Below are 15,442 nucleotides of genomic sequence, written 5' to 3' on the forward strand. Positions count from 1 at the left end.
TAGGAAATGTTTACGATTCCATACTCGTTTTTTACGCTTCTAGTAACTATTTAATTAAGTGTAACTTTTACTTCATTTCTTGTTTGAAAATAGTATCTTCTACATAAATTTGTTCTTTATCTACAGCAGTAGCATGAGTTAATACTAAACCGATTGGTGTTTTTGTATCTTTATTTTGAACAATTGTAAAAGGAACATTTTTTTCGTTTGCTAATTTAATGTATTTTGATAAATGTGGGTAAGCAATGCCACCATTTAGGAGGAGTTGTAATGATTGAGAAGAGCGCATGCTACCCGCCACTTCAGAGTATACATTACTTTGCATTACTTGACCGATCGTTAAAGCGATTTCCACACGCTCACGTAATGTAGTTAAATACATATTACGTTCTTCTGGTTTGTTTTGCTTTTGGCCGTAAATGCCTTCTTGGAGATAATCTTCCACATTTTTATTTACCATATTTTTCACACCTTTCATTTTCTATTGTACGCAAGAATTAAAAATGATGCAAAAAAAAGTCGTTTTGACTAAGGAAATAATGAAAATATGTGAAGGAAAAAGGGGATTTACATACAATTAGTTAAATAAGAAAGAAAAAAATAATTTTATCAACAGAAATTAACAAAATGTGACAAAAATCTATTAACGAATCTTATTTTTTGTGTTAATATTCAAAATATAAAGGGTATTCGTCGTATGGAAATGGAGGGAATGGAGGTTTTTCCAATCGATAAGGATATTAAAGAAATATTTTGTTCACACTTGAAAAACAATAGGCACCAATTCGTAGAGAACTGGAAAAACAAAATGATAATTTCCGAAAAAGATCCATTTAAACTAGAAGTAGTTCAAAATGGAGAGGATTTACTAGAGTTAATTATCGAACTTACTATGGAAGATAAAGATATAAATTATCTTCAACCGTTATGCGAGAAAATTGCTATTGAACGTGCTGGAGCAGATGCGAATATTGGAGATTTTGTTTATAACGCAAACGTGGGAAGAAATGAACTTTTCGAAGCGATGTGTGAATTAGATGTTAGTGCTCGTGAATTGAAACCAATTATGGCAAAAATACATACTTGTTTTGACAAATTAATTTATTATACCGTTTTAAAATACTCGGAAATTATATCGAAGAATTTAGAGGAAAAACAGCAATATATTAACGAAACACATAAAGAAAGACTGACGATTTTAGGACAAATGTCAGCTAGTTTTGTACATGAATTTCGTAATCCGCTTACTTCCATTATGGGGTTTGTCAAATTATTAAAGGCAGATCATCCGAGTTTATCGTATTTAGATATTATTTCGCATGAATTAGACCAATTAAATTTTCGTATTTCGCAATTTTTACTCGTATCGAAAAAAGAAATGTGGAATGAATCGGAACGGTTTTGGCTTAATGACTTGTTTCAAGACATTATACAATTCTTATATCCGAGTTTGGTCAATGCGAATGTTTTGATTGAAAAGAACTTACCGTATCCAATTCCGCTTGTTGGTTATCGAAGTGAAGTGAGACAAGTATTTTTAAACATATTAATGAATTCAATTGATGCTCTTGAATCAATGAAAGAAGAACGAAAAATTATCATCGATGTATTTGAAGAAGATCAAGCTATTCGAATTGTGATAAAAAATAATGGACCAATGATTCCAGCTGAAAATGTAGAAACGATTTTTGAACCATTTGTAACTACTAAAAAGTTAGGAACTGGTATTGGATTATTTGTATGTAAACAAATTGTGGAAAAACATAATGGGTCCATTATGTGTCGATCAGATAACGATTGGACAGAATTTCAAATTGCATTTCAAAAATAAACAGTCTACACCAAATGAATGGTGTAGACTGTTTTAATTTGTGAGTATGACGGCTTCTAATTTAGGATCTTTAGTTGAATAACCTACTATTGAAATTGTATAAATAACATTTGGTTCAACATTGAATTTCGGTATAGTCAGTAAAACGTTTTTATTATCTGCGAGTGAAATTTCAATATCTGCTGTACCAGGGCTAACTTGCAAAAAATCTGTTATTTGTTTAAAGAGTACATTTTCAAATAAATGATCCCCATCTTTTAAATCTACATTTACAACAGGGGTATCTGGAGAGAAATGTGCAAAGCGTATTTTGGCTTGACCAGCTGGTAAATGTGTATTATCAAGTATAGGTTGTAATTGTAGGTGATTGTCACTATTTATTGCAGCAAGAGTATAAGTATGATTTCCCATTATTGGTACCAGCGCTGAAAAGATTGGAGTTTCATTTCCGACAGGAACAATATCTATACGGTATTTACCTTGTACTAATGATAAATAAGGGCTGAATTGCTTAAATGAAATATTTTTAATAACTTTTTGTCCGTTTACTAAAATGTCAACAGCCGGTATATTTGGATTGGCATGAAAAATTCTTATATGTGAAGGTAAAGCAGCTTCTTGTGAATCTCTTGTTTCATACGCCTGTACAAGTTTTGATAGTGCATCGTAATATTTCATATATAATTCTATATATTTTTTAGGATTACGAAACTGATAGTAACGTGCGAGCTGTTCGTATTGTGTAACTTCTTGTCCATATTTTTCGATTTCAGATTGAGACATGAACATTCCTCCTTTGTCATCATTAAAACTATATGCGAAGCAAGAAAGCGGTTATGCGAAAAAAATGATTTTATAGAGGGGAAATTAAAAATTGACAACAAATATGTTGTCATAAAGAGGTGCTGGTGCTTATGAGTATTTCGCAGAGTAAAGCAGTACATATGACTGTATGAAAGTAAAATAAATGCCAAATTGTAAGTGCATTTCAATTAACATATAGAATACATGTCCAAAAATCGCTAGAAAACTAGGGATTTTTTTAATTATAGGCAAATACACATACAAAGTGATAATTGTCCTACATAAATTATAAAGGAAAGATAATTTAAATCTGAGAAAAGGAGTGCCACTTCGGGATAGGGATATCCCGATAGTAATTGTGAATGAAGTTATGAAAAGATTTTGTGTTATAAGCTGTAGGATGAATTTGTAAACTTCATTTTTCTATTTATTTTAGCAATTGACAGTATTAACCCATAAGAGAGCGTCATGACGAACTGATTAGTGTGGTTAATCGGTTCTTTTTTTATAGTTTAAAAATGAAAAGTTTACATAATAAATAGGAATTTGAATTGATTAGTAAGGTGGGGTGTCGAAATTTGTTTTAAAATATGCAATTTAAAGTAGGATAATAGGAAGGAGTTTAACGGGAGTTCCGTCGAAGTGTACAGAATGTCGGCATTTAAGGACAGCTGACATTATGCTATAAAAACATTTGGTGATGTAGTCATTTCATATAAAAGGGAGGGTTATTTGGGCGTATAGAAAAGGATTGGTCTTCGTTTAGAGTTCTGAATTTTCTGTTTTATAAATATTTTTAAGCACTCATTTGTATATTTTATAATAGTTTTTTGATAAATTCACTGCTTTTGCAGAGGATTCTTTTTTATGAAAGAAACGTCAATTTTCTTCATATATATATACAAATTGGAGAAATGGGGGAGCGCTATGCGCGATTACTTAATTAAACCACTTGTTGGTCAGCCGTATCCAATGATTTCACATGGAAAAGGTGTTTATTTGTATGATCAAAATGGCAATAAATATTTTGATGGTTCGTCAGGAGCAATTACGGCAGGTATTGGGCATGGCGTAAAGGAGATTGCAGACGTTATTAAAAAGCAAGCTGAGGAGATTGCTTTCGTTTATAGATCACAGTTTACGAGTGAACCAGCTGAAAAATTAGCGAAGAAGTTAAGTGATTTAAGTGTAGGAGATTTGAACTGGAGTTTTTTTGTAAATAGTGGTACGGAAGCGAATGAAACAGCTATGAAAATTGCAATTCAGCATTTTCAAGAGCGAGGTATTCAAGGGAAACATAAAATTTTATCAAGATGGATGAGTTATCACGGCATTACGATGGGTGCTTTATCGATGTCTGGTCACCCACTACGTAGACAACGTTTTGTATCTATTTTGGAAGACTATCCGACTATACCAGCTCCATATTGTTTCAGATGTCCTGTTCAAAAGGTATATCCAACTTGTCAGCTGGCATGTGCGACTGAACTAGAAAGATCAATTGAAAGAATTGGTGCAGAGCATATTGCTGCTTTTATTGCTGAGCCGATTATCGGAGCAGCTGGAGGCGCGGTTGTTCCGCCGAAGGACTATTATAAAGTCATTAAAGATATTTGTAATCATTACGATATTTTATTTATTGCGGATGAAGTAATGACTGGGCTTGGTCGTACTGGAGCATGGTTTGCGATGGAGCATTGGGGTGTAGAGCCGGATATTATGACACTTGGTAAAGGGTTAGGAGCGGGATATACACCGATGGCAGCGACAGTTGTAAGTGATCGTGTTATGGAACCAATATTACGTGGATCACGTTCAGTAATGAGCGGTCATACGTTAAGTGCAAATCCCTTGTCTGCAGCAACGGCTTTAGCTGTTATTGAATATATGGAGAAACATAATCTCCCTGAAAAAACAGCAGAAAAGGGAGAGTATTTAATAAAAGGCTTACAGAAAGTTCAGCAACAATCGACAATCATTGCTGATGTGCGCGGAAAAGGGTTGCTAATCGGAGTAGAATTGCAACCGTTTACAAAAGCGTCAGAGCTTATTTCAGTTGCAGCTAAAAATGGGCTACTTTTATACCAAGCCGTTTCAGGGCAAGCAGGAAAAGAAGATAGTGCACTGCTTGTAGCACCGCCAATGACAACTACATATTCCGAGTTAGATGAATTACTTTCAATTTTCTCTAAAAGTGTGGAAGAGATGATGCAAAAAGGAGGGCATAGTATCGCATGACAACTATTACAAATACATTCGGTAAATTAAAAGAAATTGAGGAAGTAATTTCTTTGTTCCATGATGATATGACATTAATGTTTGGGGGATTTGGAGGGATTGGATCCCCTCCATCTTTAATACAGGCAATTTTAGAAAAAGGCATTACAAATTTAAATTTGGTTGGAAATGACACTGGATTTCCTGATGTAGGTATCGGTCGTCTTGTTACAAATGAAAGAGTTAAATCACTAATTACTTCTCACATTGGCTCCAATCCAAATGCAGGAAGGCAACTAAACGAGGGAAGATTACAAATTGAGTTTTCTCCGCAGGGAACATTAGCAGAGCGCATTCGCGCTGGTGGCGTTGGTCTTGGTGGTGTTTTAGTTGATGTTGGTGTTGATACGATTGTGGAAGAGGGAAAACGAACAGTTGAAATGGATGGTAAGACCTACTTAGTTGAAACAGCGTTAACTGCTGAAGTTTCAATTGTATATGCGAAAAAGGCAGATCCGTTTGGTAACCTTGTATTTGACAAAAGTGCACGAAATATGAATCCTCACGTAGCTATGGCTGGGGATATAACAATTGTAGAAGCAGAAGAAATAGTTCCGCTTGGAAGTTTAGATCCAGAGGAAATTGTCGTTCCAGGTGTTTTCGTAAATTATATTGTACCGTCGGAAGGAGTGAACTGGAAATGGGTATGGGCGTAGAAGTGAGGGATAAGATTGCTAGGCGAGCGGCGAAAGAAATACAAAATGGCATGATTGTAAATTTAGGTATTGGCATACCATCGCTTGTACCAAATCATTTGCCTGACGATATAAATGTTATGTTTCATGCGGAAAATGGAATCGTCGGCATGGGACCAACGCCAAGTAAAGGGAATGAAGACGAAAATTTGTGTAACGCAGCAGGTTTACCAACTTCTCTTATAACAGGAGCGAGTTATTTCGATAGTTGCACAGCGTTTGGTATGATTCGAAAAGGTTTGCTAGACATAACGATTCTTGGTTCATTACAAGTAAGTGAAAATGGTGATTTAGCAAACTGGATTGTACCTGGAAAACGTGTTCCAGGTATTGGTGGAGCAATGGATTTAGCACAAAAAGCGAAGCGGGTCGTTGTTGTGATGAATCATGTTGATAAGTACGGAAATGCAAAAATTGTTTCAGAGTGTACATTGCCATTAACTTCAAAGAAATGTGTAGATTTAATTATTACTGATATGGCAGTCATGGAGGTAACTCCGAGTGGACTTATATTACTAGAATTAATGAGCCCATACACAGTAGAAGATGTAAAACGACATACAGAAGCTGATTTTCAAATTAGTTCTAACTTACTAGTAATTGAATGAAGGGAGATGTAATATATGGAGCAATTAAAAAAGCAAGTTTGTGATTATATTGAGAGCCATGAAGAGGAAAGTGTGAAATTTTTAAAACGATTAATTCAAGAAAAGAGCGTATCTGGTGATGAAAGCGGAGCGCAGGCAATTGTGATTGAAAAATTACGTGAATTAGGTTTAGACCTTGATATATGGGAGCCTTCTTTTTCTAAAATGAAAGATCATCCTTATTTTGTATCACCCCGTACAAGTTTTTCAGATAGCCCAAATATTGTAGCAACTTTAAAAGGAAGTGGCGACGGGAAATCTATGATATTAAATGGGCATATTGATGTAGTTCCAGAAGGGGATGTGAATCAGTGGGAACATCATCCTTATAGCGGTGAGAAAATAGGAAATCGTATATATGGCCGTGGAACGACGGATATGAAAGGCGGAAATGTCGCACTTATGCTTGCGATGGAAGCGATTATTGAATCTAACATTGAATTAAAAGGAGACATCTATTTTCAAAGTGTAATAGAAGAGGAAAGTGGCGGAGCTGGGACATTAGCAACTATATTACGAGGATATAAGGCAGATGGTGTCATTATTCCAGAGCCTACTAATATGAAGTTTTTCCCGAAACAACAAGGTTCCATGTGGTTTCGTCTACGTGTAAAAGGGAAAGCTGCACACGGTGGAACGCGCTATGAAGGGGTTAGTGCAATTGAAAAAAGTATGTTTGTTATAGAACATGTAAGAAAGCTAGAGGAGAAAAGAAATAGTCGAATTACAGATCCGTTATTTAAAGGAATTCCGATTCCGATTCCAATTAACATTGGGAAAATTGAAGGAGGGAGTTGGCCAAGTTCTGTTCCCGATGAATTAATTTTAGAAGGAAGATGCGGTGTTGCGCCGAATGAGACTATAGAGGCGGCAAAAGAAGAGTTTGAGAATTGGATTGCTGAATTAAATGATGTGGACAATTGGTTTGTTGAAAATCCAGTAGAAGTAGAATGGTTTGGAGCGAGATGGGTTCCTGGTGAACTAGAAGAGAATCATGAACTCATTACGACACTTCATCACAACTTTGTTGAAATCGAAGGGAACGAACCAATTATTGAAGCATCTCCGTGGGGGACTGATGGAGGTTTATTTACACAAATTGCAAACGTACCAACAATAGTATTTGGTCCAGGAGAGACGAAAGTAGCACACTATCCAAACGAATATATAGAAGTTGATAAAATGATAGCTGCCGCAAAAATTATTGCATGTACATTACTAGATTGGTGTGAGGTGAAAAAATGAAATACTATGAATCTTTTAGAGAACAGACGAATTGTTATACAGTAGAAGGCGTTTTAGATTATTTTAATAAACGTATCCGGGTAGATCACTATACAGGAAATGTTGAAAGTATTATACAGACAATTGACGAACTAGCAGAGAAACATTCTTTCACTAAATGCATTATTAAAGGAAAGGGAGAGCATGTTTCAACATGGCTCTCTTTCGGTTTTTTGTTGGAAGCAACGATACCTCATTATTTTCAAGGACACGATGCATACTTTTTCGTGAAATATAATAATGATGAAAGACGAAATAGTATGTATTGGACTGAGGAAGATACTATATTAAGCGGTGTAAAAGCAAAAGAAATAAAAGAAAAAGTAGTTCCAGAGGAATTTTTGCTGAGAAAAGCGACTGAAGAAGATGCAGAAGAATTAGCAATTGTATTCGGAAAAGTGTTTGAAGTGTATCCGACACCTTTAAATGAAGCGAGTTATGTATTACAGACGATGAAAGAAGACGATACAATTTACTACGTATATGAATTTGAGGGGAAAATTATTAGTACAGCATCTGCAGAAATGAACATAAAGGAAGGGAATGCAGAATTAACAAATTGTGCTACTTTACCTGAATATCGTAAACATGGATTTATGAAAAGTTTACTAATTAAATTAGAGGAAGAGCTTCGAGAAAGATCTATTTTCTGCTCCTATACAATTGCTCGATCGCTTTCTTTCGGAATGAATGCTGCCTTTCATCAGTTAGGCTATACGTATACAGGAAGACTGGCGAATAATTGTTACATTTTCGATAAGTTGGAAGATATGAATATATGGGTGAAAAATCTATCTAGCTATTCGAAAGCAGTAAAAATTTCGCCTCAAAATTTGGCTGTAAAGCAAAACAGTTAGGTGGAGCTGGGTGTTCGAAAAGCCGTACTAATTAGAGTCTCGAGTTATCTAATGAAAATATAAAATTGATCAAAATTATAGAACGGAATCGTCATGCTTACAATCGCACATAGGTATGCCGAAAATTCGGCATATAATTGCTGAATTTTCGGCAAGAGGGGGGATGACATTGCTAGCAGTTTCGACACAAGAAGTCATTGAAGCGATTTTGGGCAGTATTGATGAGGCTATACACGCTGTAGATGAGAATGGAATTACAATATTTTATAATTCTGTAGCTGCAAAACACGATGGATCGAAGATTGAAAAAGTGTTAGGGAAACATCTGTTAGAAGCGTTCCCGTCTTTATCAAGGGAAACGAGTACATTGATGAAAGTACTAGATACAAAAAAACCTATCGTACATCAAGTACAGCATTATCAAAATTTAAATGGTGAAGATGTTTGTACAGTAAATACGACATTACCTATTTTTATAGATGGGAATATTGCTGGGGCTGTTGAAATTGCAAAGGATTACTCTACAATTCAAAAACTTACTGACACAATTGTTGATTTACAGTCGAAAATAAAGCGATCATCTAGAAAAAAAGTGATTAAAAAGCACGCTGCATTTGAGACGATAGTGACAAATGATACGCGGTTTAAACAGACGAAAGAGTTAGCACAAAAAGTAGCACCAACAGACGCGAATGTTTTAATATATGGTGAAACAGGAACAGGAAAAGAACTGTTCGTACAAGCAATTCATGAAGCTTCTAAAAGAAAAAATAAGCCATTTATTGCACAAAACTGTGCAGCTTTACCAGAGTCGCTACTAGAAAGTTTATTGTTTGGAACGACAAAAGGAAGCTATACAGGAGCGATTGAAAGAGCTGGGCTATTTGAACTGGTTGATGGTGGTACATTATTTTTAGATGAACTGAATTCAATGCCTCTTGATTTGCAGGCAAAAATGTTACGAGTGTTAGAAGATGGAGTCATTAGAAGAATTGGTGATAATAAGACGAGAAAAGTAGATGTTCGTGTTATTACCGCGATGAACCAGCCTCCAGAAATATGTTTACGAGAGAATAAAATTCGCACGGATTTATATTATCGCTTAAACGTATTTTCATTATATATCCCACCGCTTCGTGAAAGAACTGAGGATGTACTATTATTAGCATCTTATTTTTTGAAAGAATATAATAAAAGTTATAAAAAAGGTGTACTTCAAATTGATGAGGAAGCGAAAGATAGACTGCAAGCTTATCAGTGGCCTGGAAATGTCCGGGAGTTAAAACATACGATTGAACATGCTGTTATTATTGCAGAAGGAAATACATTAACAGCCAATTGTTTACCACGTATATTTCGGAAAGAGACGTTTTCGAAGAAGAAGGGTATAATGCCACTTAGAGAAGCACTTCATCAAACAGAAAAAGAATTGATAGATCAAGCGTTGATTGAAACGGAAGGGAATATATTACAAGCCGCAAAAATGTTGGGTATCCCTCGTCAAACGCTTCAATATAAACTGAGCAAGTACGACAAAACCGCCGAATAATCGGCGGTTTTTATGTGTTTGCACGAATAAAAGAGCGTTTACATATATAAATAGTAATGAATATGATGTTAAGTATTGATTTCATACAACGCTTAAAAATATTTTTTCGCTTATGTAATAGGGTTCTCCGCACAATTACTTATCAACAATGTAAAGTTGGCATAACTATTGCTTATATAAAGAATGAGCGTATAAAAAGGGGGAATAGCAATGTTACATGATGTATACAAACCAAATCGTCACTGGAAGGATATCGAATTATGGAAAGATGTTACTGAAGAGCAATGGAATGATTGGGTTTGGCAATTAACGAATACGATCAAAACGTTAGATGACTTAAGAAAAGTGATTAACTTAACACCTGAAGAAGAAGAGGGCGTTAAAATTTCAACGAAAACGATCCCGTTAAACATTACACCATACTATGCTTGGCTAATGAATCCTGATGATCCACGCTGTCCGATTCGGATGCAATCAGTACCGATTTCGGAAGAGTTATATAAAACAAAATATGATTTAGAAGATCCACTTCACGAAGATGAAGATTCACCAGTTCCAGGGCTAACACATCGTTATCCAGACCGTGTACTATTCCTAGTAACAAATCAATGTTCTATGTATTGTCGTTACTGTACACGCCGTCGTTTTAGTGGACAAATTGGAATGGGTGTACCGAAGAAACAATTAGATGATGCAATTACTTATATTCGTGAAACGCCACAAGTACGAGATGTATTAATCTCAGGTGGTGACGGACTTCTAATTAACGATAAAATTTTAGAATATGTATTAAAAAATTTAAGAGAGATTCCGCATGTTGAGATTATTCGTATCGGAACGAGAGCACCAGTAGTATTCCCACAACGTATTACAGAAAATTTATGTAACATTATTAAAAAATACCATCCAGTATGGTTAAATACACATTTCAATACATCTATTGAAATTACTGAAGAATCGAAAAAGGCATGTGAAATGTTAGCGAATGCTGGTGTTCCAGTCGGAAACCAAGCAGTAATTTTAGCTGGTATTAACGACAGCGTTCCAATTATGAAAAAACTTATGCATGACTTAGTAAAAATCCGTGTACGTCCATACTACATTTATCAATGTGACTTATCTGAAGGTATCGGTCACTTCCGTGCACCAGTATCTAAAGGTCTTGAAATTATTGAAGGTTTACGTGGACACACATCTGGTTATGCTGTTCCGACATTCGTTGTTGATGCGCCAGGTGGAGGCGGTAAAATTGCACTTCAACCAAACTATTTAATCTCACAAAGTGCAGATAAAGTTGTACTTCGTAACTTTGAAGGTGTTATTACGACGTATCCAGAGCCAGAGAGCTATATTCCAGGAAGAGCGGAAGGATACTTTAAAGAGATTTATCCGAACTACGAAGAAAAACGTTCAGATGTTGGTATCGCAGGTCTTATGAGCGATAAGAAATTTAACCTCGTTCCAGACGACTTACAGCGTATGAACCGTCGTAAAGACTACGAAGATAATGATACTCATGCATCTTTAAAAGATAAACGTGATAAGCGCGATCAATTAAAAGATAAAAAATATCAAGCACAAATGGCTAAATTAGAAGAAAACGACAAAAAAACTGAGGGTGATGCAGTATGAATTGTATGTGGTGTGACAGTACAGAAGCGAAAGAAAGCTTGAATACTGTATATTGGGAATTACCAGATGGTACGAAAGCCATTGAAATCCAAGAGACACCATGTATTTCTTGTTCCTCGTGCGGGATGGACTATCAATCAGACCATACAGTAAAAGAAATTGAAGATCAATTATTCTTAATTTACACGAAAGATTTACCAAAACAACTAACATATGAAGAATTAATGGGAAGACCACGTCTATTAAAAAGAAATTATTTCGACTTTTAACCAGCTTTTATGCTGGTTTTTTTCTTTTTTGCCTTGTATAATGTACCCAAGTTAGAAAGGTAGGGAATATTTTTGAAAAAGACATTTTACCATTATATGATGAAGCATCGTGCAGCTTTATTTAGAAATGAAATTTCAGATTTAGCAGAGGCGATGTATGATGATTTAAGTTTTCCGAAGCAATCTGAAGACTATGATGAAATTAGTTCATACTTAGAGTTGAGCGGAATGCTAGAAAGTATGTCTATATTTGATGAAGCCTGGGATTTATACATACAAGATAGATAAAAACTATTTGAAAACATACAGAATACATTACTTTATTTAAAGTGAAGTATTCTGTATGTTTTTTATTATGAAATTTGTTGATTTGAAGCTAGTCTAGTTACTAGCTTTTTTTTGAGTGTAATGTAAATTTTATAAGATTATATTTTTTATTGAAAAAATTTATGAATATAAGCTTCTGTGATAAGCGTTTTTATGTAGGTTGCATATACTGATATCAAAATCACGACGTCAAAAAAAGGAGAGATAGAGATGGCAAGAAAAAAACAACCTAAATACAACGTAGGGGACATAGTCGTGATTACGCTATATGGAACCGTTGGGAAAATCACAAATATGAAGGTTTTAGATGGAGTTTATGTATACGAAGTCAATAATCACGATGGCTTTTACGTAGAGCAAACATTGCAGCACGTTACAGAGCAAGATATGAAAAAGGGCGATACGGAGTGGATTGAATTAAATTATAATTTTACGTTTGGTGATCTTGTGCAAGTAACTGGATATGATAAAGATGTTTTCCGTATTGTTGGTTTTCGTACAGAAGTATGGAGATATAAGAATGACGCATGGGAAGATACAATTTATGAATTGTCACGGATTACGGATGGTGAATGGTTAGAAGCGGATGAATCAGATTTAACGTTACTCGCCAATGCTCAAACGGCAAATGCAATTTTGAAGAAAATGAAACAAGATAAAGCAGGTATGAATAAATTAGATTTAGGGAAGTTAAAGTCAATTAACAACTCGAAAAAAGTGAGTGTTAAGACGAATCGTCAAGAAATCATTGATGGATTACTTGATATTTATAACGATTATCAATTATTGTTCGATACATTTAAAGATGAAGAATATAAAATTGTAATGGATGTTGTTCATAATTATTTAGTTAAATTGACAGAGAAAAAATAGTTAACTAGAAAGAGAGAATAAATTGAACAACAACATATGCAGTATAAGGTATGCCTACAACTATTAAAAAAATAAAAAGCCACTTTATAAGAGAGTCTGCCCATTGATCTTCATGCATGAACTCTTCTTTTGTTTGTCCTACTTCATATTGATTTTCCATTATTATTTCCCCCTTTGAATAGCTTGTACTACAATCGTATGTATCTCGTCCAAAGGTTATGACCTATAAAAAAATAAAATCTATTTTTCTAATCTCATATACATAATTTTGAGATTTTTTCATAAAACAGAAATAAAGGAGTGATGCTCATGAAGGAAATTGAAGTCGTGATTGATACGGAAGAGATTGCGGAGTTTTTTTATGAGCAACTAATTGAAAGAGGGTACGTCCCAAAACGAGAAGAAATTGAAGATCTCGCAGATATTACATTTGAGTATTTATTAGAGAAATGCATGATTGATGAAGTTTTTGATGAAGAGGATGAATGAAAGTAACGACGGGCATAACTCGTCGTTTTTTACTCTTTACAAACCTGTCACAAATATAGTCAATAATTATTGGTATAATGAAAAGGAAATTTTACTCAAGAGGTGAAGGAATGTTCAAAAAAATTATTGATTCTTTATTAGGAAAGAAAAAATATCGTTCGTATTCAAGTAGTGATTATCGTCGTAGAGGGCGCTCGTATTCAAGTAGCGATTATAAACGACGTTCATCTGGTTATGGACATCAACATTATAAAAGAAAACGTAAAAGCCGTAGCTTCTTTTCAAGCAGCTGATGAAATGGCGTCGTGTACTAGCATTATTTGATAGACCACTGCGAAAAAATACAATTGTTGCAGAGCGTTATAAAATTGAATCAGTAATTGGAATGGGCAGTTATGGGGTTACATATGTCGTTAATGATTTACAAATAAATAGATATAAAGTCTTAAAACAATTAAGACAAAGTAAACAAAGATATGAGTCTGGTAGAAGATCATTTGAACAAGAGAAAATGATTTTACAAACATTAAATCATCATGCAATTCCTAGTCTATATGATCATTTCCTATGGGAGAAAAAGAGCTTCTTTGTGATGGAGTACATGCCTGGTAAAAATTTTGAAGATTATATTTTCATAGATGGGTATGTATATACAGAACGTGAAGTTTTTGAGATTTTATATGAAATATTAGAAATTGTATCGGTGTTTCATAGTGAAGGCATTATTCATCGAGATTTACGCATTCCAAACATACTAATGAAAGAAAATCAAATTAGTATTATTGATTTTGGATTGGCTAAATGGAAAGGTGAGGATGATGAGCGAGCTACAACTTACGAAGGTGAACAAGCTTTGATGCGAGAAGTTCACTTTCGTAGCGACTTTTATGCGCTCGGTCATTTCTCATTATTTTTATTATATGCAGGATATGAATCTAATGAAAAACAGGAAAAACCATGGTACGAAGAATTAACTTTGGAACATTATACTCGCGAAATGCTTATGCGAATGTTACAAATAAAAACGCCGTACTATGAGAATGTACAAGATTTAAAACAAGATGTAGCTTCTGCTTTAGAAAGGATGGAGACTCCATGTTTCAAAAGTTTTTAGCAAGCGTTGGTATTGGAAGGGCAAAGGTAGATACTGTTCTTGAAAAAGATGAGTATATTGTTGGGGAAGAAATAGTTGGAAAAGTTCATATAACTGGAGGTTCAGTTAGCCAACAAATTGAAAGCATTTACTTAACATTATCGACGTCGTATGTACGAGAAGTGGATGATAAAAAAGTAACAACAACATATGATTTAGAGCGAGTACGCTTAACCGAACCTTTTTCTGTAGAACCGAATGAAACAGTTGACATTCCATTTTCTTTTCCAATGCCAATTGAAGCACCACTTACACTTGGTATGAAAACGGTTTGGATTCATACAGGTCTTGATATTAAACGTAGTATAGACCCAAGTGACCGCGACTACGTTCAAGTGTTACCCAATGCATTATTAAGTAGTGTTTTAGATAGTGTAAATGAATTAGGGTTTAAAGCACGTCATATAGAATGTGAAGAATTACCGCATCGATTACGTAAGCAAGTTCCATTCGCACAAGAATTTGAGTTTATTCCGGTTTCTGGAGAGTACTATGGGAAATTAGATGAATTAGAATTATTAATCTTGCCACGTGCATACGACCGATTAGAAATAATTATGGAAGTAGATAGAAAATCACGTGGATTAGCTGGTTTATTCGCTGAGGCACTTGATCTTGATGAGAAGGTGATTCGTTTTACCGTAACAAGAGAAGATATCCCTGAGATGAAGCAAAAAATTAATAATTATATTTTTTAATAAACTATGCATAAAAAAGAAATGGAGAGGAAAACTAAAACAACCGCTCCATTTTTT

18 protein-coding genes are annotated in these 15,442 nt (G+C 34.7%); 15 read left to right on the top strand and 3 right to left on the bottom strand.

Going from position 1 to position 15,442, the window contains the following annotated elements; all coding sequences use genetic code 11:
- Window positions 1–67 precede the first annotated feature (67 nt).
- Window positions 68–460: a YueI family protein gene (locus BAQ53_RS10670; protein ID WP_000247560.1), complete on the bottom strand. Its 393-nt coding sequence runs from the start codon at window positions 458–460 to the stop codon at window positions 68–70.
- Window positions 461–697: 237 nt separating this feature from the next.
- Here BAQ53_RS10670 and BAQ53_RS10675 point away from each other — a divergent pair, with 237 nt between their 5' ends.
- A complete protein-coding gene (locus BAQ53_RS10675; protein WP_000425086.1) occupies window positions 698–1,831 on the top strand; it encodes a BA2291 family sporulation histidine kinase in 1,134 nt (377 codons plus the stop codon).
- A gap of 33 nt (window positions 1,832–1,864) precedes the next feature.
- Here the strand turns inward: BAQ53_RS10675 and BAQ53_RS10680 are convergent, their stop codons facing one another.
- Window positions 1,865–2,614 carry a DUF4397 domain-containing protein gene (locus BAQ53_RS10680; RefSeq protein ID WP_000083286.1) on the bottom strand — a complete coding sequence of 250 codons (750 nt, stop codon included), beginning with the start codon at window positions 2,612–2,614 and terminating at the stop codon, window positions 1,865–1,867.
- A 948-nt stretch (window positions 2,615–3,562) separates the two neighbouring features.
- Here BAQ53_RS10680 and BAQ53_RS10685 point away from each other — a divergent pair.
- The 10 genes from BAQ53_RS10685 (at window position 3,563) to BAQ53_RS10730 (ending at window position 13,045) form a co-directional block, all read left to right on the top strand.
- Complete coding sequence (locus BAQ53_RS10685; RefSeq protein ID WP_001205879.1) at window positions 3,563–4,873, top strand: aspartate aminotransferase family protein; 1,311 nt, start codon at window positions 3,563–3,565, stop codon at window positions 4,871–4,873.
- On the top strand, window positions 4,870–5,568 hold the full coding sequence (atoD, locus tag BAQ53_RS10690) for an acetate CoA-transferase subunit alpha (protein WP_000208101.1): 699 nt from the start codon (window positions 4,870–4,872) through the stop codon (window positions 5,566–5,568). Before BAQ53_RS10685 ends, atoD begins: the two co-directional genes overlap by 4 nt.
- Window positions 5,553–6,215 (top strand): CoA transferase subunit B, encoded by a 663-nt coding sequence (locus tag BAQ53_RS10695; RefSeq protein WP_000525274.1) that lies wholly within the window; start codon window positions 5,553–5,555, stop codon window positions 6,213–6,215. Before atoD ends, BAQ53_RS10695 begins: the two co-directional genes overlap by 16 nt.
- Before the next feature lie 15 nt (window positions 6,216–6,230).
- Complete coding sequence (locus BAQ53_RS10700; protein ID WP_000436690.1) at window positions 6,231–7,499, top strand: peptidase; 1,269 nt, start codon at window positions 6,231–6,233, stop codon at window positions 7,497–7,499.
- The gene (gene ablB / locus BAQ53_RS10705; RefSeq protein ID WP_000878604.1) at window positions 7,496–8,395 is read left to right on the top strand and encodes a putative beta-lysine N-acetyltransferase; all 900 of its coding nucleotides are present in this window, start codon (window positions 7,496–7,498) and stop codon (window positions 8,393–8,395) included. The genes BAQ53_RS10700 and ablB overlap by 4 nt, the downstream gene beginning before the upstream one ends.
- Before the next feature lie 163 nt (window positions 8,396–8,558).
- Complete coding sequence (gene rocR, locus BAQ53_RS10710; RefSeq protein WP_080029637.1) at window positions 8,559–9,944, top strand: arginine utilization transcriptional regulator RocR; 1,386 nt, start codon at window positions 8,559–8,561, stop codon at window positions 9,942–9,944.
- 210 nt (window positions 9,945–10,154) lie between these two features.
- Window positions 10,155–11,576 (top strand): lysine 2,3-aminomutase, encoded by a 1,422-nt coding sequence (gene kamA, locus BAQ53_RS10715; protein ID WP_000902147.1) that lies wholly within the window; start codon window positions 10,155–10,157, stop codon window positions 11,574–11,576.
- Window positions 11,573–11,845: a YokU family protein gene (locus tag BAQ53_RS10720; protein WP_000995763.1), complete on the top strand. Its 273-nt coding sequence runs from the start codon at window positions 11,573–11,575 to the stop codon at window positions 11,843–11,845. Before kamA ends, BAQ53_RS10720 begins: the two co-directional genes overlap by 4 nt.
- A 72-nt stretch (window positions 11,846–11,917) precedes the next feature.
- Window positions 11,918–12,133: a YozE family protein gene (locus BAQ53_RS10725; protein WP_000750717.1), complete on the top strand. Its 216-nt coding sequence runs from the start codon at window positions 11,918–11,920 to the stop codon at window positions 12,131–12,133.
- Between the two features lie 249 nt (window positions 12,134–12,382).
- Window positions 12,383–13,045, top strand: coding sequence for a germination protein YodN (locus tag BAQ53_RS10730; protein ID WP_000101499.1), 663 nt, complete (start codon window positions 12,383–12,385; stop codon window positions 13,043–13,045).
- 4 nt (window positions 13,046–13,049) lie between these two features.
- Here the strand turns inward: BAQ53_RS10730 and BAQ53_RS10735 are convergent, their stop codons facing one another.
- The gene (locus BAQ53_RS10735) at window positions 13,050–13,205 is read right to left on the bottom strand and encodes a DUF3930 family protein (protein WP_000431486.1); all 156 of its coding nucleotides are present in this window, start codon (window positions 13,203–13,205) and stop codon (window positions 13,050–13,052) included.
- 149 nt (window positions 13,206–13,354) lie between these two features.
- On the opposite strand from BAQ53_RS10735, the gene BAQ53_RS10740 reads away from it, so the two are divergent.
- From BAQ53_RS10740 to BAQ53_RS10755, 4 genes are all read left to right on the top strand, one after another.
- Window positions 13,355–13,534, top strand: coding sequence for a YozD family protein (locus BAQ53_RS10740; protein ID WP_000658451.1), 180 nt, complete (start codon window positions 13,355–13,357; stop codon window positions 13,532–13,534).
- 110 nt (window positions 13,535–13,644) lie between these two features.
- On the top strand, window positions 13,645–13,827 hold the full coding sequence (locus BAQ53_RS10745) for a hypothetical protein (RefSeq protein WP_000473371.1): 183 nt from the start codon (window positions 13,645–13,647) through the stop codon (window positions 13,825–13,827).
- Window positions 13,827–14,648: a serine/threonine protein kinase gene (locus BAQ53_RS10750; RefSeq protein WP_000872068.1), complete on the top strand. Its 822-nt coding sequence runs from the start codon at window positions 13,827–13,829 to the stop codon at window positions 14,646–14,648. The genes BAQ53_RS10745 and BAQ53_RS10750 overlap by 1 nt, the downstream gene beginning before the upstream one ends.
- Window positions 14,630–15,385, top strand: coding sequence for a sporulation protein (locus tag BAQ53_RS10755; RefSeq protein ID WP_000486610.1), 756 nt, complete (start codon window positions 14,630–14,632; stop codon window positions 15,383–15,385). The genes BAQ53_RS10750 and BAQ53_RS10755 overlap by 19 nt, the downstream gene beginning before the upstream one ends.
- Window positions 15,386–15,442: the final 57 nt, after the last annotated feature.

The sequence above is a fragment of the Bacillus sp. B25(2016b) genome (assembly GCF_001679765.1).
Taxonomy (GTDB): domain Bacteria; phylum Bacillota; class Bacilli; order Bacillales; family Bacillaceae_G; genus Bacillus_A; species Bacillus_A thuringiensis_K.